Annotated in this window: 17 protein-coding genes; 10 read left to right on the top strand and 7 right to left on the bottom strand. The window is 73.4% G+C overall.

Annotated features, from left to right (window positions below; genetic code table 11):
• From ACFYO8_RS17105 to ACFYO8_RS17120, 4 genes are all read right to left on the bottom strand, one after another.
• Nucleotides 1-1566 (bottom strand): cellulose binding domain-containing protein, encoded by a 1566-nt coding sequence (locus ACFYO8_RS17105; protein WP_355094351.1) that lies wholly within the window; start codon nucleotides 1564-1566, stop codon nucleotides 1-3.
• Between the two features lie 140 nt (nucleotides 1567-1706).
• The gene (locus ACFYO8_RS17110; RefSeq protein WP_354871431.1) at nucleotides 1707-3131 is read right to left on the bottom strand and encodes a carbohydrate-binding protein; all 1425 of its coding nucleotides are present in this window, start codon (nucleotides 3129-3131) and stop codon (nucleotides 1707-1709) included.
• 78 nt (nucleotides 3132-3209) lie between these two features.
• Nucleotides 3210-3956: a membrane protein insertase YidC gene (locus tag ACFYO8_RS17115; protein ID WP_355094349.1), complete on the bottom strand. Its 747-nt coding sequence runs from the start codon at nucleotides 3954-3956 to the stop codon at nucleotides 3210-3212.
• Between the two features lie 134 nt (nucleotides 3957-4090).
• On the bottom strand, nucleotides 4091-4366 hold the full coding sequence (locus ACFYO8_RS17120) for a DUF6412 domain-containing protein (protein WP_091422448.1): 276 nt from the start codon (nucleotides 4364-4366) through the stop codon (nucleotides 4091-4093).
• A gap of 184 nt (nucleotides 4367-4550) precedes the next feature.
• Here ACFYO8_RS17120 and ACFYO8_RS17125 point away from each other — a divergent pair, with 184 nt between their 5' ends.
• From ACFYO8_RS17125 to ACFYO8_RS17140, 4 genes are all read left to right on the top strand, one after another.
• Nucleotides 4551-5699 carry a glutamate--cysteine ligase gene (locus tag ACFYO8_RS17125; RefSeq protein ID WP_354871436.1) on the top strand — a complete coding sequence of 383 codons (1149 nt, stop codon included), beginning with the start codon at nucleotides 4551-4553 and terminating at the stop codon, nucleotides 5697-5699.
• A gap of 41 nt (nucleotides 5700-5740) precedes the next feature.
• Entirely contained in the window at nucleotides 5741-7117 is a 1377-nt protein-coding gene (locus ACFYO8_RS17130) for an FAD-dependent oxidoreductase (protein WP_355095966.1), read from the top strand.
• 70 nt (nucleotides 7118-7187) lie between these two features.
• Complete coding sequence (locus ACFYO8_RS17135) at nucleotides 7188-8609, top strand: WGR domain-containing protein (RefSeq protein ID WP_355095962.1); 1422 nt, start codon at nucleotides 7188-7190, stop codon at nucleotides 8607-8609.
• A 97-nt stretch (nucleotides 8610-8706) separates the two neighbouring features.
• Complete coding sequence (locus ACFYO8_RS17140; protein ID WP_354871444.1) at nucleotides 8707-9579, top strand: aminoglycoside phosphotransferase family protein; 873 nt, start codon at nucleotides 8707-8709, stop codon at nucleotides 9577-9579.
• Between the two features lie 28 nt (nucleotides 9580-9607).
• On the opposite strand, the gene ACFYO8_RS17145 is transcribed toward ACFYO8_RS17140, so the two are convergent.
• On the bottom strand, nucleotides 9608-10417 hold the full coding sequence (locus tag ACFYO8_RS17145; protein WP_387257317.1) for an Fpg/Nei family DNA glycosylase: 810 nt from the start codon (nucleotides 10415-10417) through the stop codon (nucleotides 9608-9610).
• A 316-nt stretch (nucleotides 10418-10733) separates the two neighbouring features.
• Here ACFYO8_RS17145 and ACFYO8_RS17150 point away from each other — a divergent pair, with 316 nt between their 5' ends.
• From ACFYO8_RS17150 to rocD, 5 genes are all read left to right on the top strand, one after another.
• Nucleotides 10734-11477, top strand: a complete 744-nt coding sequence (locus tag ACFYO8_RS17150; RefSeq protein ID WP_354871449.1) for a cellulose binding domain-containing protein — start codon at nucleotides 10734-10736, stop codon at nucleotides 11475-11477.
• A gap of 5 nt (nucleotides 11478-11482) precedes the next feature.
• The gene (locus ACFYO8_RS17155) at nucleotides 11483-12940 is read left to right on the top strand and encodes an RICIN domain-containing protein (RefSeq protein WP_387257336.1); all 1458 of its coding nucleotides are present in this window, start codon (nucleotides 11483-11485) and stop codon (nucleotides 12938-12940) included.
• A gap of 135 nt (nucleotides 12941-13075) precedes the next feature.
• Nucleotides 13076-13990 (top strand): thrombospondin, encoded by a 915-nt coding sequence (locus ACFYO8_RS17160; protein ID WP_357708261.1) that lies wholly within the window; start codon nucleotides 13076-13078, stop codon nucleotides 13988-13990.
• 287 nt (nucleotides 13991-14277) lie between these two features.
• Nucleotides 14278-15093, top strand: coding sequence for a dimethylargininase (ddaH, locus tag ACFYO8_RS17165; protein WP_355096059.1), 816 nt, complete (start codon nucleotides 14278-14280; stop codon nucleotides 15091-15093).
• Nucleotides 15093-16307 (top strand): ornithine--oxo-acid transaminase, encoded by a 1215-nt coding sequence (rocD, locus tag ACFYO8_RS17170; RefSeq protein ID WP_354871704.1) that lies wholly within the window; start codon nucleotides 15093-15095, stop codon nucleotides 16305-16307. Before ddaH ends, rocD begins: the two co-directional genes overlap by 1 nt.
• A 61-nt stretch (nucleotides 16308-16368) precedes the next feature.
• Here the strand turns inward: rocD and ACFYO8_RS17175 are convergent, their stop codons facing one another.
• Nucleotides 16369-17517 carry an FHA domain-containing protein gene (locus ACFYO8_RS17175; RefSeq protein WP_355096055.1) on the bottom strand — a complete coding sequence of 383 codons (1149 nt, stop codon included), beginning with the start codon at nucleotides 17515-17517 and terminating at the stop codon, nucleotides 16369-16371.
• A gap of 119 nt (nucleotides 17518-17636) precedes the next feature.
• Nucleotides 17637-18689 carry an acyl-CoA desaturase gene (locus ACFYO8_RS17180; RefSeq protein WP_354871456.1) on the bottom strand — a complete coding sequence of 351 codons (1053 nt, stop codon included), beginning with the start codon at nucleotides 18687-18689 and terminating at the stop codon, nucleotides 17637-17639.
• Between the two features lie 285 nt (nucleotides 18690-18974).
• Between ACFYO8_RS17180 and ACFYO8_RS17185 the strand changes: the two genes are divergently transcribed.
• A complete protein-coding gene (locus ACFYO8_RS17185) occupies nucleotides 18975-19754 on the top strand; it encodes a glucose 1-dehydrogenase (protein ID WP_355096053.1) in 780 nt (259 codons plus the stop codon).
• Nucleotides 19755-19758: the final 4 nt, after the last annotated feature.

Below are 19758 nucleotides of genomic sequence, written 5' to 3' on the forward strand. Positions count from 1 at the left end.
TCAGAAGCCCGCGGTGATGCCGGTGAACTCCCAGGTGTTCTGCGCGATGCCGGAGCAGTTCGCGACCACGCCGCCGCCGGGGCAGGGCCGGTCCCGGTTGACCGACCAGAACGTGAACCGGGCCAGGCCGCGCGCCTTGGCCCAGTCGCGGATCTGCGTCCAGGTGGCCGGCGAGGTCAGCTCCTGCTGGTCGGAGAGTCCGTTCATGCCCGACAGCCCCATGTGCGCGTACGCGGTGGCGTCGGACCAGCCGAACGCGTTGCGCAGCGCGGTCTTCAGGCCCTCGGCCGCGTTCACGGTGCTCTGGTACATGTTCGCGCCACCGCCGAAGTCGAACGGCATGATGGTGAACACGTCGATCCCGGCGCCCTTCGCCGCGGCCTGGTTGATCAGCCGGGTGCCGTAGTACGACGGCCCGGTGGTCGAGGTGCCGAACGTGATGATCGTCTTGATGCCCGGGTTGTTCTGCTTGACGATCTTCAGGGCGTCCAGGATGCGGTCCTGCACCGCCTCGTTCTCGAACTCGTCGCTGTTCTCGATGTCGATGTCGATCGCCTTCAGCCCGTACGCGTTGATGACCTGCTGGTACGCGCCGGCCAGCGCGGCGGCGGACGAGCAGTTCGGGCCGAGCTTGTTGCCGCTCCACCCGCCGAAGGAGGGGATGACGTCGCCGCCGGCCGCCTTGATCGCGGCGATGGTGGCGGCGTGCGCGCCCCCGGTCAGCGGGCCGGTGCCGTCCCAGGCGGGGGTGCAGCCGCCGCCGGAGAGCACGAACGCGATGGTGAACCACTTGATCCCGGTCGCGCCCATCACGGTCGCGGGCGCGGGCGGGTCGCCCCAGCCCGGGTAGAGGTAGGGCGCGGCGGCCATCACGCCACCGCCGCCACCGGTGCAGCCGCTGGTGGTGGCCGCGACCGCCGCCGACTTCGCCGACTCGCCGCTGCCGTTGTACGCGGTCACCGTGTAGCTGTGCCCGCTGCACGCGGCCAGCCCGGAGACGGTGGCCGAGGTGCCGGTGACGGTGGCCTTGACCGTGCTGCCCTCGTACACCCGGTAGCCGGTGACGGTCCCGGAGACCGCGTTCCAGGCGAGCGAGACGGCGGAGGCGGTGGTGCCGGTGACCCGCAGCCCGCCGGGGGTGCCGGGCGCGCCCGGGTTGCCGGGGTTGCCGCCGCCGGCGCAGGCGGCGCCGTTGACGGTGCAGTTCACCGGGTCGCCGGTGCCGCTGACGACGAAGCCGAAGCTGGTGCTGGCGCCCGGGGCGAGCGCGCCGTTCCAGGACTGGTTGACGGCGGTGACGTGCTGGCCGGAGGTGGTCAGCCGGGCGTCCCAGAACGAGCCGAGCGTGCTGCCGGACGGCAGGTCGAACTGGACGTTCCACGAGGAGATCGCGGCGGAGCTGTCGTTGGTGACGGTGAACCGGGCCTCGTACCCACTGCTCCAGCTGGAGGTGCGGACGAAGGCGGCGGTGGCGGCAGAGGCGGGTGGCGCGGCGAGCAGGGCACCGGCGACCACGGCGGTGGTCAGCGCGGCGGCGAGCGTCGCCAGGCGGGGGCGGAGTCTCACGGCGTCCTCCAGGGGACGGGCGGGGGTGGAGAGGGGATTCACAACCGTCGACGTGCGCCTATTATTAAGAGTGTTAACTGTTTCTGTCCAGCACCGGTTCGGCGCGGCCCGGTACGTCCGGGCCGCGCCCCGGCCGCGCCTCAGCGGCGGAAGGTGAACCAGTTGACGTTGACGAAGTCCGACGGCTGGCCGCTGCTGAACGTGAGGTAGACGGTGTGCCGCCCGGTCACCGCGCTGACGTTGCCCGGCACCGAGCGCCAGGTCTGCCAGCCGCCGGTGTTGCCGACCGCGAAACTGCCGATCGGCGGCGCGGTCGGGCTGTCCACCCGGACCTCCACCAGCCCACTCACCCCGGACGCTGCGCCGGACGCGACCCGGGCCACGAAGTCGCGCGGCGGCGTCGAACCGAAGTCGACGTTGTCGTAGCGGGCCCAGTCGCCGTTGGCGAGCCAGCCGATGTCCTGGCCGCCCTCGGCGCACGTCTCCACCTGCACGCCGTTCTGCGCGTTGAACGACTCGGCCTGGATCGTCGCGTACGCGTCCCGCACCCCGCCCGGCGGTGGCGTGGTCGGCGTGGGCGACGGGTTGCTCCCGCCACCCCGGGTGTAGACGGCCACGTAGTCGACGAGCATCGACCGGCCGGGCACGGTTGCCGCGGTGGGCGTCGCCGAGCCGGCCACGCCGTCCGGGAAGCCGCCGCCCATCGCCACGTTGAGCAGCAGGAAGTAGCCGGCGTGGTTGGTCATCTGACTCCAGTACGGCTCACCGATCTGGTTCTGCCCGACGGTGTGGAAGAGCTGGCCGTCGACGTACCAGCGCAGCTGCTGCGGGCTCACCGAGGCGTCCCACTCGAACCGGTAGGTGTGGAACGCCGACTGGCAGGTGCTGCCCGGGCAGGCCCGGGACGCGCCGATGCCGTTGAACTCCCCGCACGGGCCGCCCGGCGCGACACCGCAGTGCAGCACGCCCCAGACCGAGTTGATCCCGTTGACGTTCTCCATCACGTCGAACTCGCCGATGCCCGGCCAGTTCTGGTAGTTGCCCCGGTACGGCGAGCCGAGCGCCCAGAACGCCGGCCAGTACCCGGACGCCGCCGCGCCGGTGACGTTCGGCATCTGGATCCGGCCCTCCAGGGCCAGCACGCCACCCGACGGCGCCTTGAAGTTCGAACGCACCGTCTCGATCCGGGCCGAGGTCCAGCGGCCGGCCGAGTCCCGCAGCGGCGTGATGCGCAGGTTGCCCGAGCCGTCGTGGGCCAGGTTGGCGGTGCTGGAGGTGTAGGTCTGGATCTCGCCGGTGCCCCAGTTGGCCGGGCCGCCCGGGTAGCTGGTGCCGGTGTCGATGATCCAGTTGGCGGACGAGGGCAGAGTGCCGGCGGAGCCGGTGAAGTCGTCGCTCCACACCAGGCTCCAGCCGGACGGCGTCGGGGGCACCGCCGCCTGGGCGGTCATCGAGACGCCCGCGAGGGCTGTGGTGAGCGCGAGGACGCCGGCGACCAGGGCGAGCCGGCGGCGCGGTCGGGGCACGGTGGCGGAGGCGGCCAGGGCCGCCAGGATCGGGTTCATGCGGGGTGCCTCTCTGCGGGGACGGGTCCGGGAGAGCGCTCTCTGAGAGCGATTTCTACGCGCCCGCCCCCGCACTTGTCAACGCTTGTCGATGGCCGCCGCCGGCTGCGGCCGCCGCAGCACCACCTGCTCCAGCGCCGTCCACGCCGTGGTGGTGACCAGATAGAGCACCGCCGCCAGCGGCACCACGAGCGCGACGAGCACGGTGCCGTACGGCAGCAGCGGCAGCAGCCGCCCGAGCACCGCCGCGCCCGGACCCTCGGCCGGGGTACCGGCCACGGCGCCGGTGGCGGCCGCCGCCCGGCGCGTCCGCCGCGAGGACCACCAGGCCAGCGCGAGCAGCGCGGCCAGCAGCACCCCGAACACCAGCGGCACCGGGCCGGCCAGCCCGTCGCCGAGGTGCCACCCCAGCGGTACGCCGGCGAGCCGCTCCCCCAGCAGCTCCGGCGCCCCGTCCCCGGTCGCGAACACGCGGTACATGACCAGGAAGAACGGCGCCTGCAACAGGGCCGGCAGGCAGCCCGCGACCGGGCTGGCCCCGGCGTCGCGGTAGAGCGCGAACACCTCGCTCTGGAGGCGGGCCGGATCGTCGGCGTACCGGCGCTGGAGTTCCCGTACCTCGGGGGCGAGCGCCGTGCGACGCCGCTCCCCGCGTACCTGGGCCACTGTCAGCGGCGAGATCAGCAGCCGGACGGCGACTGTGAACAGGACGATGGCGGCGGCCGTCGCGGCGCCGCCGGTGAGCGGGGCGAGCACGTCGGCGAGCCAGGTGACGACGGTGGCCGCGGCCGAGGCCGCGGAGTGCAGCGGTGCGAAGGCAAGCATGGGTGGACCCCTCGATGGCGATTCCGGGTGTCCCGGGCGGCGACGTGCCGCGCGGCGGGACGGATGACGACGGAATCGGCCGCGAAAGCCGGTACGGAGGGACCGGCGACCCGCGGGCGCGGGCCGGCAGGTGGCTACGCGGCCGAGGGGTGCAGGCCGGGTGCGCGGGGGCGCGGACGCCCCGGCGCGTCGGGGTCGACCTGCCGGGGCACCCCGCGACGGCGGGCGCGGGCGCGCAGGGCGGCGGCGAACCGGGTGCCGGGCGGCGTGGGCAGCGCGCGGACCCGCAGCGCGAGCAGGGTGGCCAGCAGCAGCGCGGCGACCACCGCCGCACCGGCGAGCAGCCCGGCCGGCCGGTCGGCGAACAGGGCGAGGGCGTAGGCCCACGCCCCCGTCAGCACCGCCAGCATCCCCGCCACGGGACCATCCTAGCCCGCGTTGTCACGCCCTACGGGCCCATGCGCTAACGCACCCGGCCGACCCGAACGGGCGAACCGGCGCCGACACGCCCACCGGCACGTTTCCCGAAACGGACACGGTGGGTAACAGGGCCTCGACCACGCGGCACGGTGCCGTGAGCGGTCCGGAGAGACGGTGGTGACGATGAGTGGCTCAGTGGCGGAGCGGGAGCGGAGCGCCTCACCGGGCGGAACCGACCTGCTGACAGTCGGCGTCGAGGAGGAGTTCCTGCTCGCCGACCCGCACACCGGCACCGCCGTACCCGCCGTCGACCTGGTGATGGAGCAGGTGCCGGCCGAGCTGCGGGGCCAGGTGGAACGCGAGTTCCAGACCAGCCAGATCGAGATCGGCAGCCCGCCGGGGCTGGACCTGTCCTCGATCCGGCACTCGCTGTCGATGCTGCGCGGGGAACTGGCCGACGCGGCCGAGCGGGCGGGCGTACGGCTGCTGGCGATCGGCACCGGGCCGGTCGACGGGCCGGTGCCGCCGGTGGTGGACAAGCCGCGCTTCGACCGGATGATCGAGCGGTTCCGTCTGCTGGTGCCCGGCCCCGGCAACAACGGCATGCACATCCACGTCGGCATCCCGGACCCGGACACCGGCGTGCAGGTGCTCAACCACGTCCGGCCGTGGCTGCCGATCCTGCAGGCGGCCACCGCGAACTCCCCGTTCGCCCGGGGCGAGGACACCGGCTACGCGAGCTGGCGCTCGGTGGAGTGGGAGCGCTGGCCGTCGGTCGCGCCCACGCCGTACCTGGAGTCGCACGAGCACTACGAGCGGCTGATCCGCCAGCTCATCGCCAGTGGCGTGATGCTGGACGAGGGAATGCTCTACTGGTACGCCCGGCTCTCCGCCAAGTACCCCACCGTGGAGATCAGGATCGGTGACGTCTGCCCGTCCGTGGACGACGCGGTGCTGGTGGCGGCGCTGGTCCGCGCGCTCGTCGCGACCGCGCTCACCGACATCGCCGCCGGCCGTCCGGCCGTCAACACCGACCACCACCTGCTGGTGGCGGCACACTGGCGGGCCGCTCACGACGGGCTGGAGGGCGAGGGCGTCGACCTCACCGACGGTGAGCTGCGGCCGGCCTGGGAACTGCTGGACCGGCTGGTCGACCGGCTGCGCCCGGAACTGGAACGGCACGGCGACCTGGACCGGGTCACCGATCTGCTGGGCGGGCTGCGCCGGCACGGCAGCGGCGCGGCGCGGCAGCGGGCGGTGTTCGCGCGTACCGGCAGCCTCGTCGACGTGGTCGCGGACGTGGCGCGGCAGACCCGTGGCTGAGCGGCAGTGCGGCCGCGGCCCGGCGTGACAGGATGGGCGACGTGGCCGAGCGCATGATCGTCATCGGCGGCGACGCCGCCGGCATGTCGGCGGCGTCGCAGGCCCGGCGCCGCCGCCGCGACCGCTCCGACCTGGAGATCGTCGCGTTCGAGCGCGGGCACTTCACCTCCTACTCGGCCTGCGGTATCCCCTACTGGGTGAGCGGCCTGGTGGAGGAGCGGGACGAGTTGATCTCCCGCGACCCGGCGACCTTCCGCGACGAGTTCGGCATCGACGTCCGCACCCGGCACGAGGTCACCGCCATCGACCTCGACCGTCGCGAAGTGGTCGCGCGGGACCTGGACGGCGGCGGCGAGGTCCGCGCCGGTTTCGACACCCTGGTGTACGCCACCGGCGCGTCCCCGATCCAGCCGGACTGGGCGCGCGACGACGTGTCAGGGGTGTTCGGCGTGCAGACGCTCGACGACGGGGCGGCGCTGATCGACTGGCTCGAACGCGAGCCCAAGCCCCGGCGGGCGGTGGTGGTCGGCGGCGGCTACGTCGGCGTCGAGGTGGCCGAGGCGCTCGTGCAACGCGGGCTCTCGGTCCAGTTGGTCGAGCAGGCCGACCAGCCGATGTCGACTGTGGACCCGGACATGGGCGAACTGGTGGCCGAGGCGATGCGCGGCACCGGGATCAACGTCCGTACCGGCATCACCGTCACCGGCCTGAACGAGCGGGACGGCCGGATCCGCGCGGTGCTCACCGACGAGGGGCCGATCCCGGCCGACGTCGTGGTGCTGGGTCTCGGGGTACGCCCCAACACCGCGCTCGCCGAGGCCGCCGGCCTGCCGATCGGCCCCTCCGGCGCGATCCGGGTGGACCGGCGGATGCGGGTGCCGGGCGTGCCCGGCGTCTGGGCCGCGGGCGACTGCGTGGAGTCCCTGCACCGGGTCAGCGGCATGCCCGTGCACATCCCGCTCGGCACGCACGCCAACAAGCAGGGCCGCGTGGCGGGCATCAACATCGGCGGCGGGTACGCCACCTTCCCGGGCGTCGTCGGCACCGCCGTCACCAAGGTCTGCGAGCTGGAGGTGGGCCGGACCGGGCTGCGCGAGCGGGACGCGCGGGAGGCCGGCTTCGAGTTCGTCACCGTGCACACCCGGTCGACGAACCGGGCCGGGTACTACCCGGGCGCGCGGGAGATGACGATCAAGCTGATTGCCGAGCGGCCCAGCGGGCGGCTGCTGGGGGCGCAGATCGTCGGCTGGTCCGAGGCGGCCAAGCGGATCGACACGCTCGCGGTGGCGCTGTGGAACGGCATGACAGTGGACGAGATGACAGCGCTCGACCTGGGCTACGCGCCGCCGTACGCCCCGGTGTGGGATCCGGTGCTGATCGCCGCCCGCAAGGCCGTCGACGCCCTCGCCGGCACGTAAGGAAGTGTCGGTGCCGCCGGTTAGCGTGTGCGCGCTGCCGGTCCGGCACTTCCCCTCGGAGGTAACCCCCATGTCCCAGGAGACGACCTACCTCGAACTGTCCGAAGTGGACGGTGGAGCGCACAAGTTCTACGAGGTGGTGGTCGACGACACCGCGATGACAGTGCGCTTCGGGCGGATCGGCGACCAGGGCCAGGTGAAGACCAGCACCTACCCGGACAACACCCGCGCCCGCGCCGCCGCGGCGAAGAAGATCGGCGAGAAGATCCGCAAGGGGTACGCCCCGGCCGTGCCCGGCGTACGCCAGAAGCGCACGGTCTCGCGCCGGCAGATCGTCAGCACCCGCTCGACCGCCCGCACCGCCCCGGTCCTCTGGCGGTACGCCTCGGGCGCGCCCGCCTTCGGCATCTTCGTCGACGACCGGCACTGCATGGTCGGCAACGAACACGGCGTGATCACCACGCTCGACCACGACGCCCGGCTGGTCAACCAGGTCCGGCTGCCCGACGGGGTGAAGTGCATCGTCGCCGACGACGCCTGGGTCTATGCCGGCTGCGACGACGGCAACGTCTACGACCTGTCCGGCAAGGTGCCGCGCGCGGCGTACGCGATCGCCCCGGAGATCGACATCTACTGGCTGGACATCCACGACGGCGTGCTGGGCGTGTCCGACCGCGACGGCGGCATCTCGGCGATCGACCACGAGGACGAGTTCCTCTGGCGCCGGCCGGGCCGGGGCCGGTCGGCGTGGATGGTGCGCTGCGACGCCGACGCGCTCTACCACGGCCACTCGCAGGGCGTCACCGGCTACGACTGGCGCACCGGGCGGGAGCTGTGGCACACCGGCACCGGCGCGGTGCTGTTCGGTTGGCAGGAGCGGGACGCGGTCTTCGCCGGCACCGGCACCCGTGAGGTGGTCCGCCTGCGGAAGGACGGCCGAACCGAGCAGGTCTACCGCTGCGACTCGGCGGTCTTCTCCTGCGCCACCGCCGAGGGCGGCCGGTACGTGTTCGCCGGCGACAGCGCCTCCTCGATCTACTGCTTCGACCGGGCCGGCAACCGGCTGTGGAAGCTCGGCACCGGCTGCGGCTCGGCGTACTCGATGCAGTACCACGACAACCGGCTCTACGTGGTCACCACGAGCGGCCACCTGGCCTGCATCGACGCGAGCGAGGCGGCGATCCGGGCGGCCGAGGCGGGCAGCGTGCCCGACGTGGTCGACGTCAAGGCGCCGGCCCGGATGCCGGAGACGGCCGCCTGGACCTCGGTCGAGGTGACCACCGACGACCGCGACGGCGTGCTGGTGCAGTGCGTCGAGCAGGGCGGCCGGCTGCGCGTGCACGTCCTCGCCGACGGCTACCGGCGGGACTGGTCGGTGCAGTTCCCCAAGGGCATCCGCGAGCCGGGCGCGCGCTACCTGGTCACCGAGGTCCGCCAGTCCGGCCGGGGCGGCTTCTACCGGGCGTACGGGGACATCCGCCGGCTGCGCTGACGGGCGCCGCCGGGCGGGGGCCGCACCAGCGAGGCCGGGAGCCGCACCGCCGCGGCCGGGGACAGCGGATCGTCGCCGTACCGGGCAGGATGTGCCGATGCGGTGCGACATTCCCGAAGGGCTGCGCTGGGTCGAGCGGACCGAGGCCGGCCGGGCGTGGCTCGCGGAGCTGCCCGGCCGGCTGGCCGAGTGCGTCGCGCGGTGGGAGCTGACGGTCGGCCCGCCGTTCCCGTACGCGTTCGCCTCGCTGGCGCTGCCCGCGACGCTGCCGGACGGCACCCGGGCGGTGCTGAAGCTCCAGTACCCGGACGACGACAGCGTCCACGAGGCGACAGCGCTGGCGCACTGGGACGGCCGGGGCGCCATCCGGCTGCTCGCCCACGACGCCGACAAGCGCGCGCTTCTCGTGGAGCGGTGCGACCCCGGTACACCGCTGCACGCGCTGGCGGCCGACGCGGCGCTCGACGCCGCGGTCGGCCTGCTGCCGGGGCTCGCGGTGCCGGCCGGTGCGCCGTTCACGCCGCTGGCCGAGGAGGCGGCCGGCTGGGCGGAGCGGATGCCGGGTAACTGGCGACGGGCCGGCCGCCCGTACGAGCGGCGCGTGCTCGACGCCGCGCTCGGGCTGCTCGCCGAGCTGACGCCGAGCCAGGGTGAGCAGGTGCTGGTCAACCAGGATCTGCACGCCGGCAACGTCCTGGCCGCCACACGCGAGCCGTGGCTGGTGATCGACCCGAAGCCGCTGGTCGGCGAGCGGGAGTTCGCGGTGGTGCCGCTCGTGCGCGGCGCGGAGCTGGGTCACTCTCCCGCGGCGGTACGGCACCGGCTCGACCGGCTCACCGCCGGGCTGGACCTGGACCGGGAGCGGGTACGCGGCTGGGCGATCGGTCAGACGGTGGCCTGGAGCATCGGCGGCGACCAGGTCTTTCCCGGCAACGTCGAGGTGGCCCGCTGGCTGCTCGACGAGATGTGAGCGGACCGCCGGGGCCACACCGGGACGGTCAGCCCGCCTGGCAGGTGGGGCACCAGTAGAGGTTGCGGCCGGCCAGTGTGCCCCGGCTGACCGGGGTGCCGCAGACGTGGCAGGGTGCGGTCGGGCGGCGATAGACGTACACCTCGCCTCCGTGCCGGTCGACGCGCGGCGCGCGGCCGGTCACCTCCGGCAGGTCGGCGTCGCACACCGTGTCGATCCGGCCCCGCTCGACCGCGCGGGTCATCAGCGCGACCAGGTCCGCCCAGAGTTCGGTCCAGCCGGCCGGGGTCAGCTCCCGCCCGGGCAGCAGCGGCGGCAGCCCCGCCCGGAACAGCGCCTCGGTCACGAAGATCAGGCCGGTGCCGGCCACCACCGACTGGTCGAGCAGCAGCGCGGCCAGCGGGGTGGGGCTCCGGCGGATCCGCGCGTACGCCCGGTCCGGGTCGGCGTCGGCGCGCAGCGGATCGGGCCCGAGCCGATCGCGCAGCGCCGCCACCTCGGGCGGGGTCAGCAGCTCGCAGGCGGTCGGGCCGCGCAGCTCCAGCCAGTGCCGGTCGCTGTGCAGCCGCAGCCGTACCTGCCCGACCGGCGACGGCGGCTCCCCCGGCCCGTCGGTGAACTTCCCGTACAGACCCAGGTGTATGTGCAGCGTCAGCTCGCCCGCGTAGTGGTGCAGCAGGTGCTTGCCGTACGCCTCGGTGCCGTCCAGGACGGTGCCGCTCAGGCGGGCAGCGCCCTCGGCGAAGCGCCCCTGCGGGCTGTCGGCGTGCACCTTGTCGCCCGCGAACAGCTCGGCGTGCCGGGCGGCGAGGCGGTGGATGCTGTGTCCCTCTGGCACGACCGCCAAGCGTAGCCAGCAGATCGCACGGCCGGCGACTTCGGGCCGCGGTACGGCATTGAATCGATGACCGTCGACTGACAGACTGGTGGCGCTAGCGCTCGGGAGCCAGTGCGAGCCGCTCGATCTCGCCGGAGGGACAAGCGCGGGGTGATGCGCCGCCCCGGTGCCGGGCAGTCCTCTCCGGCAGTCCACCGTGCCGCCGCGCCGCCCCTCGGGGACGGCTGTGCGCCAGCCGAACACGCGGCGGGTGACATCGCGGTCCACCACACCGCGGCGCCGAGTGCCCTCGGCGCCCCCAGCTCGGGAGAAGCAGATGCTCCGTACGCTCGGCGCGGCACTGGCCGCCGCGCTCGCCCTGACCGGCCTGGCCGCCTCGGCCGACGCCGACCCGTCCCTCGCCACCACGGCGATGACGCCCGCCACGGCGGCGACGCCCACCCCCGCGCCCACCTGCCCGCCGGCGCTGCCGGTCAGCGGCCAGGTGACCGGGGCCACCACCACCAGCATCACCTTCGCCTACTGGATGGTGCTCAGCCCGCCCTGCGGGTACGACCCGCCCATCGTCGTGAGCCTCTTCGCCAGCCGCGAGGACGCCATCCAGCGGCGCGACCCGGTGGCCAAGGCGGTCTCCGGGCCGGAGCGCTCGGGCACGGTGACCGTCGGCGGGCTGACCCCCGGCACCGCCTACTGGTTCCGCTTCGGCGACACGGAGGGCGCGCGGGGTCCGTACCTGATCGGCGGACCGGCGCGCACGCTGTCGCTCTGCTCCGCGACGGCCACCATCGACAGCAGGTGGGGCGATGGCTTCGTCGCCACCGTGACAGTGCGCAACGACGGGACCGAGACGCTGCCGGGCTGGCTCGTCTCGTGGCGGTGGTCCGGTGACGAACGCATCCAGTCGGTCTGGGGCGGGGTGGCCGAGGGCACCGGCCAGGACGTCGTGGTCCGCGGCGCCTCCTGGAACGGGACGCTGCCGCCCGGTGGTTCGGCGACGTTCGGCCTGCTCGTGGCGGCCAGCGCCACGCCCGCCTCCGTCACGCCAATCTGCGGGCAGTGACCGGCATGCGGTGGACGGCACGACACGGCGGCAGCGGCCGCCTCCTGGCGGCGGGGCTGGCGCTCGCCGTGGCCCTGACCGCGCCCGTGGTGGGACCGGCCGCGAGTGCGCTGGCCGCGCCGGTGGCCGTCACGAACGGCACCCAGTTCACCGACACCAGCGGCGCCGTGGTGCACGCCCACGGCGGCGGTGTGCTCAAGGTCGGCGACTACTACTACTGGTTCGGCGAGAACCGCAACCCGGACAACACGTTCCGGGCGGTGTCGGTCTACCGCTCCACGGACCTGCGCACCTGGGAGTTCCGCAGGAACGTACTCACCCAGTCGTCGGCCGCCGAGCTGCGGGTCGCCAACATCGAACGGCCCAAGGTCGTCTACAACGCGAGCACCGGCCGGTTCGTGATGTGGATGCACAAGGAGAACGGGTCCGACTACAACGAGGCGCGGGCCGCCGTCGCCTCGTCGGCCACCGTTGACGGCGACTACACCTACCACGGCAGCTTCCGGCCGCTCGGGCAGCACATGTCCCGCGACATCACGCTCTACAACGACAACGGCACCGCCTACATGATCTCGGCCGCGGACGACAACTACGACCTGAACATCTACCGGCTCACGCCGGACTACCTCAACGTGGCCGGACTGGTCGGCAACTTCTGGGACGGCGCGCACCGCGAGGCGCCCGCGATGTTCAAGCGGGGCTCCACCTACTTCCTGCTGACCTCGGGGGCGACGGGCTGGAGCCCGAACCAGGCCCGGTACGCCACCGCGCCGAGCATCTCGGGGCCGTGGAGCGGCTGGACCGACGTGGGCAACGGCACCACCTTCAACTCCCAGCCGGCCTTCGTGCTGCCGATCCAGGGCACGTCCGGCACCAGCTACCTCTACCTGGGTGACCGGTGGGCGGGCGCCTGGGGCGGCCCGGCCAACGACTCCCAGTACGTGTGGCTGCCGATCACCTTCCCGACAGCCACCAGCATGAACCTGACCTGGTATCCCTCAGTCACCATCGACACGGCCGCGGGCACCGTCACCGGTGACTCGCCCGCGTCCTACCGCGTCACCGCCCGGCACAGCGGCCGGGTGCTCGACGTGATCAACGGCTCCACGGCGAACAACGCCGAGGTCAAGCAGTGGAGCTGGAACGGCGGCGGCAATCAGCGGTGGGAGTTCCAGGACGCCGGGGGCGGCTGGTTCCGCCTGGTGAACGCCGCGAGCGGCAAGTGTCTCGACGTCGCGAACGCGTCCACCGCCGACGGCGCCAACATCATCCAGTACACCTGCGGCGGCGGCGCCAACCAGCAGTGGCAGTGGGCCGCGCGCGACGGCTGGTTCCAGCTGCGGGCCCGGCACAGTGGCAAGTGCCTGGACGTGGTGAACGCCGGCACCGGCGACGGCGCGGACGTCCAGCAGTACACCTGCGGCGCCGGCACCAACCAGCAGTGGTCACGCACCGTGTCCTGACCGGCGGCGATCTCCGCACGCTCCGATGCCGGGTGCCGGAGCGTGCGGAGCGGCCGACGGGTGTCGATCTCGGCGCACCTGGGTACTTCCTTCCTGTCATGCGCGGCCTCCGCGCCTGGATCAGGAGGTGCCATCGTGAAGATTCTGTCCCGCCGGAACCCTCCGGCGACCAGTACCGATACCAACGGCGACGGCGTGGTCGACGAGCGCGACCGGACCGCCGAGGAGCCGGCCGACCGGCCCGTGGTCACCGACCGCGACGAGGAGCGGACCACGTACCGCAGCGCCGCCACCGCGACCGAGGGCGAGCGTGCCCGGGACGTGGCGGGCGACCGGGACGCACGCGACCTCGGCGCGGCGACCGGCGACCGGCGGCCGGCCACCACCGCCGAGGGCCCGACGGCGGCCACGACGACCGACGGCCGGAACGCGGCGGCCGATGACGAGCCGGACGCGGAGGCGCGGCGCCGGGCCGCGGACCGGGGCGCGGCGGCGCGTGCGGTCACCGGCCGCCGGGTCGACGCCGACCCGCGGACCGCCCCGGTGACCGACGCCCGGACCGCCGGTGCGACGCCCGTCGTCGCGGCGCCCGTCGCCGAGCGCACCGCGGACCTGGACCGCGACGGCCGCCCGGACCACACCGACCTCGACCGGGACGGCCGCCCCGACGGCACGGATGCCGACCGCGACGGCCGGGTGGACCGGCCGGAGCCGTACACCACCAAGCGTCCCCGGGCCAGCCTGCTCGCCACGCTCGGCCTGATCGTCTCGGTGGCCGGGGCGCTGTTCGTGCTCTCCGGCACGCTCGCCGGGTACGGCATCGGGCTCGGCGCGGCCGGCGCGGTGCTGGCTGTCCTGGGCCTGATCGCCACCCGTCGCCGGCACGTGGCGGGCAAGACCGACGCGCTGATCGGCATCGCTGTGGGCCTGGCCGCCGTGGTGCTCGGCATCGTGGCGATGACCGGCCAGTTCGACTGGCCGACCACTGACGGCGACTGGGTGGGGCGCTTCCGCGAGTGGCTTGACTCACAGTTTGGTGCCTGGTTCTAGCGGGCACTGTCCCGATCGCCGGCAGCGCCGGCCAGCCCGATCAGATCTGGTGGTTCACCGGCCGGGCAACACCTCTTTCGGGGGCGGCGGTTCGCCGCCCCCGAAGTGTGTCCGGGCATTGGCGCAATGATCGCCCACCCGTGACCGATTCAACGCAACGATTCGCCGCTGAACGCAACTTCTCGCGGTGGATGTCGTCTACCGGGGCCGCATAACGTTGGACCACGGCGCCAGCCCGTGGGCCGACGGTGGCCGGGCGCGCCCGAACCTGGGAGCACGACATGACGATGGACGCCATCCGCCAGCGCTTTCTGATGTGCCGGCCGACGTACTTCGCCGTCGACTACGCGATCAACCCGTGGATGGACCCCACCGCCCCGGTCGACCCCGGCCTGGCGATCCGGCAGTGGGAGCAGCTTCGCCGGACGTACCTGGACCTGGGCCACGAGGTCGAGCTGATCGAGCCGGTCGCCGGCCTGCCGGACATGGTCTTCGCGGCCAACGGCGGCACCGTGATCGACGGCAGGGCCATGGCGGTGCAGTTCCGCGACCCGCAGCGCGCCGACGAGGCGCCCGCGTACCGGGCCTGGTTCGAGGACGCCGGCTTCGAGATGTACGACCCGAAGCACGTGAACGAGGGCGAGGGCGACGTCCTGCTGACCGGCGACCACCTGCTCGCCGGCACCGGGTTCCGCACCGCGCACGCGTCGCACGCGCAGCTCCAGGAGGTCTTCGGCTACCCGGTGGTGACCATGCAGCTGGTGGACCCCCGCTTCTACCACCTGGACACCGCGCTGACGGTGCTCGACGAGCGCACGGTGGCGTACCTGCCGGAGGCGTTCTCCCCCGGCAGCCAGGCGGTGCTGCGCCGGCTGTTCCCGGACGCGATCCACGCCACCACGGCCGACGCCGAGGTGCTGGGCCTGAACGCGGTCAGCGACGGCCGGCACGTGGTGCTGCCCGCGCAGGCCACCGACCTCGCCGCGAAGCTGCGCGGCCGAGGCTACGAGACCATCGGCATCGACCTGTCCGAGCTGCGCAAGGCCGGCGGCGGACCGAAGTGCTGCACGTTGCGACTCCGTCAGGGAAAGGCGAGCAAGTGATCATCGACGACATGCTGCGGACTCCGTCCGCGGTCCGGGACGCGGAGCGTCACACGGCGCACAACTACCACCCGCTGCCCGTGGTGATCTCGTCGGCCGAGGGCGCCTGGCTGACCGACGTGGACGGCCGCCGCTACCTGGACTGCCTGGCGGGATACTCGGCGCTGAACTTCGGCCACCGGCACCCGAAGCTGATCGAGGCCGCGCACGCGCAGCTCGACCGGCTCACACTGACCAGCCGCGCGTTCGTCCACGACCAGTTCGCCGACTTCTGCCGCGAGCTGGCCGCGCTCTGCGGCAAGGACCTGGTGCTGCCGATGAACACCGGCGCCGAGGCGGTGGAGACCGGCATCAAGGTCGCCCGCAAGTGGGGCTACCAGGTCAAGGGCGTCGCCCCGGGCCAGGCCAACATCGTGGTGGCGGAGGGCAACTTCCACGGCCGTACGACCACCATCGTCAGCTTCTCCACCGACTCCGACGCGCGCGCCGACTTCGGCCCGTACACGCCGGGTTTCACTGTGGTCCCCTACGGCGACCTGGCCGCGCTGACCGAGGCGATCGACGAGAACACGGTGGCGGTGCTGCTGGAGCCGATCCAGGGTGAGCAGGGCGTCGTGGTGCCGCCGGAGGGCTACCTGCCGGGCGTGCGCCGGGTCTGCACCGAGCGCAACGTGTTGTTCGTCGCCGACGAGATCCAGTCGGGCCTGGGGCGTACCGGGGCCACGTTCGCCTGCGAGCACGAGGGCGTCGAGCCGGACATGTACCTGCTCGGCAAGGCGCTCGGCGGCGGCATCGTGCCGGTCTCCGCGGTGGCGGCGAACCGCGACGTGCTCGGTGTGCTCCAGCCGGGCCAGCACGGCTCGACCTTCGGTGGCAACCCGCTGGCCTGCGCGGTCGCGACCGAGGTGGTCCGGCTGCTGGCCACCGGCGAGTTCCAGCGCCGCTCGGCCGAGCTGGGCGAGCGGCTGCACGCCGGACTGCGCGGCCTGATCGGCAAGGGCCTGGTGGCGGTACGCGGCCGCGGCCTGTGGGCCGGGCTGGACATCGACCCGGCGCTGATGACCGGCCGGCAGGCGTGCGAGCGGCTGATGGAGCGGGGCGTCCTCGCGAAGGACACGCACGGCTCGACCATTCGGCTCGCCCCGCCGCTGGTGATCACCGAAGAGGAGATCGACCACGCGGTGGCGCAGCTCGCCGCCGTGCTGGCCGGCTGAGCCGTACGCGAGAAGGCGCCGGGACCGCGACGGTCCCGGCGCCTTCGCACGCACGTGCCCGTCACTGACGCGGCAGTCGCATCGCCATGGTCGGCGCCTCGGCCATCACCGAGTTCGGGGTGTACTTCGCGTCGCTGCTCATGTCGTCGGCGCGGCCCACCTGCACGCCCGGGTACAACTCGATCAGGTCGCCCTCGGCCAGCACCCGGGACTGCTGCGGCGCCAGCGCGATCCGCTCGTGCTCCGCCATCGAGCCGCCGGGGCGTACGCCGGAGCCGTTGGTGCTGGTGTCGGTGACCACCACCTCGCCCACCCGCAGCTCCAGCCGGATGTGGCTGCGGCTGATCCAGCGCCGGGCCTCGTCGTTGAGCCACTGGCCGAGCGTCACCCCGCCCGGGCCGTCGGGCGCCCGGCCGATCGCCACCGGATCGGTCTCGGTCAGCACGAACCGCTTGCGGACCAGCCCGCCGATGCGCGCCGCGAGCACAGCGGTACGCGGGCGCGGGCCGGCGTCGGAGAGCCGCGTGCCGTGCCGGGGGCAGGTCGGCGCCCCGGTGCGCAGCGTGGGCGGCGGCTGCTCGGCCGGCACCCGGTCCACGGCGGCCAGGTCGGCGAAGGCGCCACCGCCCCCGCCGCCGCCGAACAGCGCGCACCCCGGCTCCGGGCAGCGCCACTTCCGGGAGAGCAGCTTGACCCCGGCCGGGGAGCGGCTGCCGGTGGCCGGGTCCTGGCCGCCGCCGACGTGCGCGATGAAGACCGGCCCGCCGGCCCCCGGTACCGGGGCGAGCACGCGGCCCGCCTGCCCGATCCACTGGTACCGCCCGACGAGCCCGTCCAGCCGCGCCCGGGTGAGCACCGGCAGGCCGAGCAGATCGGCCACCTCCAGCATCCGGTCACCGGGCTGGTCGAGCACCTCCACCAGGCCGTCGTCGGCCCAGCGGCGCACCACCATCCGCTCGTTGGAGGTCAGGTCGGCGTCGGACAGCAGCGCCCGGTGCACGATCGCGTAGACCGGGACGCTGTCCTCGCCGATCTGCCGGGACAGCGCGTCGATCACCATGCCGAGCCGCAGCAGGCTGGCCGGACGGCCGCCGTCCAGGTTCTGCCACCGGATGACCTCGGCCAGGTCGACGACGGCCCGGGCCAGCGACGGGTCGGTGCAGACCCGCCCCTCGATGGCGTCGAGCACCTTGCTGATCTCGAATCTCATGCCGCAGCTCCGCACGATGTCGTCAGTGACGCGGCCGGGCCCGTTCGCCCCGCCGCGCCGCGCGCCACCACCGCGGCGCGCCCTCCACCATCCGACGACCCTACCGGCAGCCGATCGGCTCAGGCCGCGCGCAGCGGCCGGCCCACGTCGTGCAGGTGTGCCAGAGCCTGCCGGTACGACTCGACCAGCCCGGTCTCCGCGTACGGGACGCCCTGCTCGGCGCAGTACGCCATCACCAGCGGCCGGGCCCGGCGCAGGTTGGCGCGCGGCATGTTCGGGAACAGGTGGTGCTCGATCTGGTAGTTGAGCCCGCCCAGCGCCAGGTCGACGAACCGGCCGCCGCGGACGTTGCGTGCGGTCAGCACCTGCTTGCGCAGGTAGTCCAGGTCGTCGTCGGCGGTCGGCATCGGCATGCCCTTGTGGTTCGGGGCGAACGAGCAGCCCATGTAGAGGCCCCACAGCCCCTGGTGCACGGCGACGAACAGCAGCGCCTTGGCCGGGGACATGACCGCGAACAGCAGCCCGAGATAGCCGGCGGCGTGCGCGGCGAGCAGCAGCGCCTCCACGGCCCGGTGCCGCATCGGCACCCGCCTCCGGCCGTCCGGCTCCCGGCCGACCAGCGCCTGCACGCTCGCCACGTGCAGCGCGAACCCTTCCAGCAGGAGCAGCGGGAAGAACAGCCACGCCTGGCGGCGGGCCATCCACCGGCTCAGGCCGCGCGTGGCAGTCGCCTGCTCGTACGTCCAGACCAGCGCGCCCGCGCCGACGTCCGGGTCCTCGTCGGTGTGGTTCGGGTTGGCGTGGTGGCGGTTGTGCTTGTCCACCCACCAGCCGTAGCTGAGCCCGACCGCGAGGTTGCCGGCGACCAGTCCGGCCGCCTCGCTCGGTCCGCGTCGGCGGAACATCTGCCGGTGCCCGGCGTCGTGGCCGAGGAACGCCACCTGCGTGGTGGCCACCGCCATCACCACCGCCAGGAGGATCTGCCACCACGAGTCGCCGACGAGCGCCACCACCACCCAGCCGGCCACGAACGCGCCGAGCGTGAGCGCGATCCGGAGCGCGTACCGGCCGGGCCGCCGCTCGAACAGCCCCGCCTCGGCGATCCGGCGGGACAGCCGCGCGTAGTCGCTGCCCCGACGTGCCGCGGGTTCCGTCGACGTGGAAGTAGTCATGTCGCCCCCGATGCCACGAGCCACGCTCTCGTACGCGACTCTCCGTCACCAATTTTGCCGATGATCGTCGCCGTGGGTAATCCCGCAAACCCCCGGCCCGATGGTGGTGCTGTCCCTACCCCGCCGGGCCGGAGCAGGGCAAACGATCTTCGTCACACCGTAGCGGTCCCGCTCGCCAGTGGGCGCACCCACTCTGACCAGCTAGCCTATACGTAAAGATGAGTGCCATTCATCCGAACGGACAGGTGCAGGCCGCACGGTCATCGACAGACGGGAGACAGCGCGGTGCGTGGATTGACAGACAAGGTGGTTCTCGTGACGGGCGGCGGCTTCAGCCCCGACCAGGTCGGCTCCGGACTCGGCATGTCCATGTGCGTCGAGCTGGCCGCCGAAGGCGCGAAGGTCGTCGTCTCCGACCTCTCCCTGGAACGCGCCGAGGCGACAGTCACGCGCGTCAAGGAAGCCGGCGGCGACGCCGTGGCGGTGGCGGCCGACGTCACCGACGAGGACTCGGTACGCGCCATGGTGAGCGCCGCCCTCGACGCGTACGGGCGCATCGACGTGCTGGTGAACAACGCGGGCGTGTTCGGCGCGTACGTGCCGCTGCTGGAGATCGAGAACAAGCAGTGGGACCTCGTCATGGAGGTCGACCTGAAGGGCGTCTTCCTGGTGACGAAGGCGACGCTGCCGCACATGCTGGAGCGCGGCAAGGGCGTCGTGATCAACGTGTCGTCGGCCTCGGGCCTGGTCGCCAGCGAGGTCGGCGCGGAGTACACCACCGCCAAGCACGGCGTCATCGGGCTCACCAAGCAGATCGCCTACGACTACGGCCACAAGGGCATCCGCGCGGTCGGCATCGGCCCCGGCGTGATCAAGACCGCCGCCTTCGAGGGCGCGGAGATCACCAGCGACTTCCCGTTCTACGACCTGACCACGCAGGCGCCCGCCGGCCGGTACGGCGAGCCGCACGAGATCGCCCGCGCGGTCTGCTTCCTCGCCAGCGACGACGCGTCCTTCATCCACGGCCACACCATCCCGGTCGACGGCGGCTCGCCGATCAGGTGAGGCG

This window comes from Micromonospora sp. NPDC005257 (assembly GCF_042872445.1).
GTDB lineage: Bacteria > Actinomycetota > Actinomycetes > Mycobacteriales > Micromonosporaceae > Micromonospora.

Bases quoted from the DNA above. Each gene is read 5' to 3' on its own strand.
- ACFYO8_RS17110 (WP_354871431.1), bottom strand. From the start codon at position 3,131: ATGAACCCGATCCTGGCGGCCCTGGCCGCCTCCGCCACCGTGCCCCGA.
- ACFYO8_RS17115 (WP_355094349.1), bottom strand. From the start codon at position 3,956: ATGCTTGCCTTCGCACCGCTGCACTCCGCGGCCTCGGCCGCGGCCACC.
- ACFYO8_RS17120 (WP_091422448.1), bottom strand. From the start codon at position 4,366: ATGCTGGCGGTGCTGACGGGGGCGTGGGCCTACGCCCTCGCCCTGTTC.
- ACFYO8_RS17135 (WP_355095962.1), top strand. From the start codon at position 7,188: ATGTCCCAGGAGACGACCTACCTCGAACTGTCCGAAGTGGACGGTGGA.
- ACFYO8_RS17140 (WP_354871444.1), top strand. From the start codon at position 8,707: ATGCGGTGCGACATTCCCGAAGGGCTGCGCTGGGTCGAGCGGACCGAG.
- ACFYO8_RS17150 (WP_354871449.1), top strand. From the start codon at position 10,734: ATGCTCCGTACGCTCGGCGCGGCACTGGCCGCCGCGCTCGCCCTGACC.
- ACFYO8_RS17155 (WP_387257336.1), top strand. From the start codon at position 11,483: ATGCGGTGGACGGCACGACACGGCGGCAGCGGCCGCCTCCTGGCGGCG.
- ddaH (WP_355096059.1), top strand. From the start codon at position 14,278: ATGGACGCCATCCGCCAGCGCTTTCTGATGTGCCGGCCGACGTACTTC.
- ACFYO8_RS17175 (WP_355096055.1), bottom strand. From the start codon at position 17,517: ATGAGATTCGAGATCAGCAAGGTGCTCGACGCCATCGAGGGGCGGGTC.
- ACFYO8_RS17180 (WP_354871456.1), bottom strand. From the start codon at position 18,689: ATGACTACTTCCACGTCGACGGAACCCGCGGCACGTCGGGGCAGCGAC.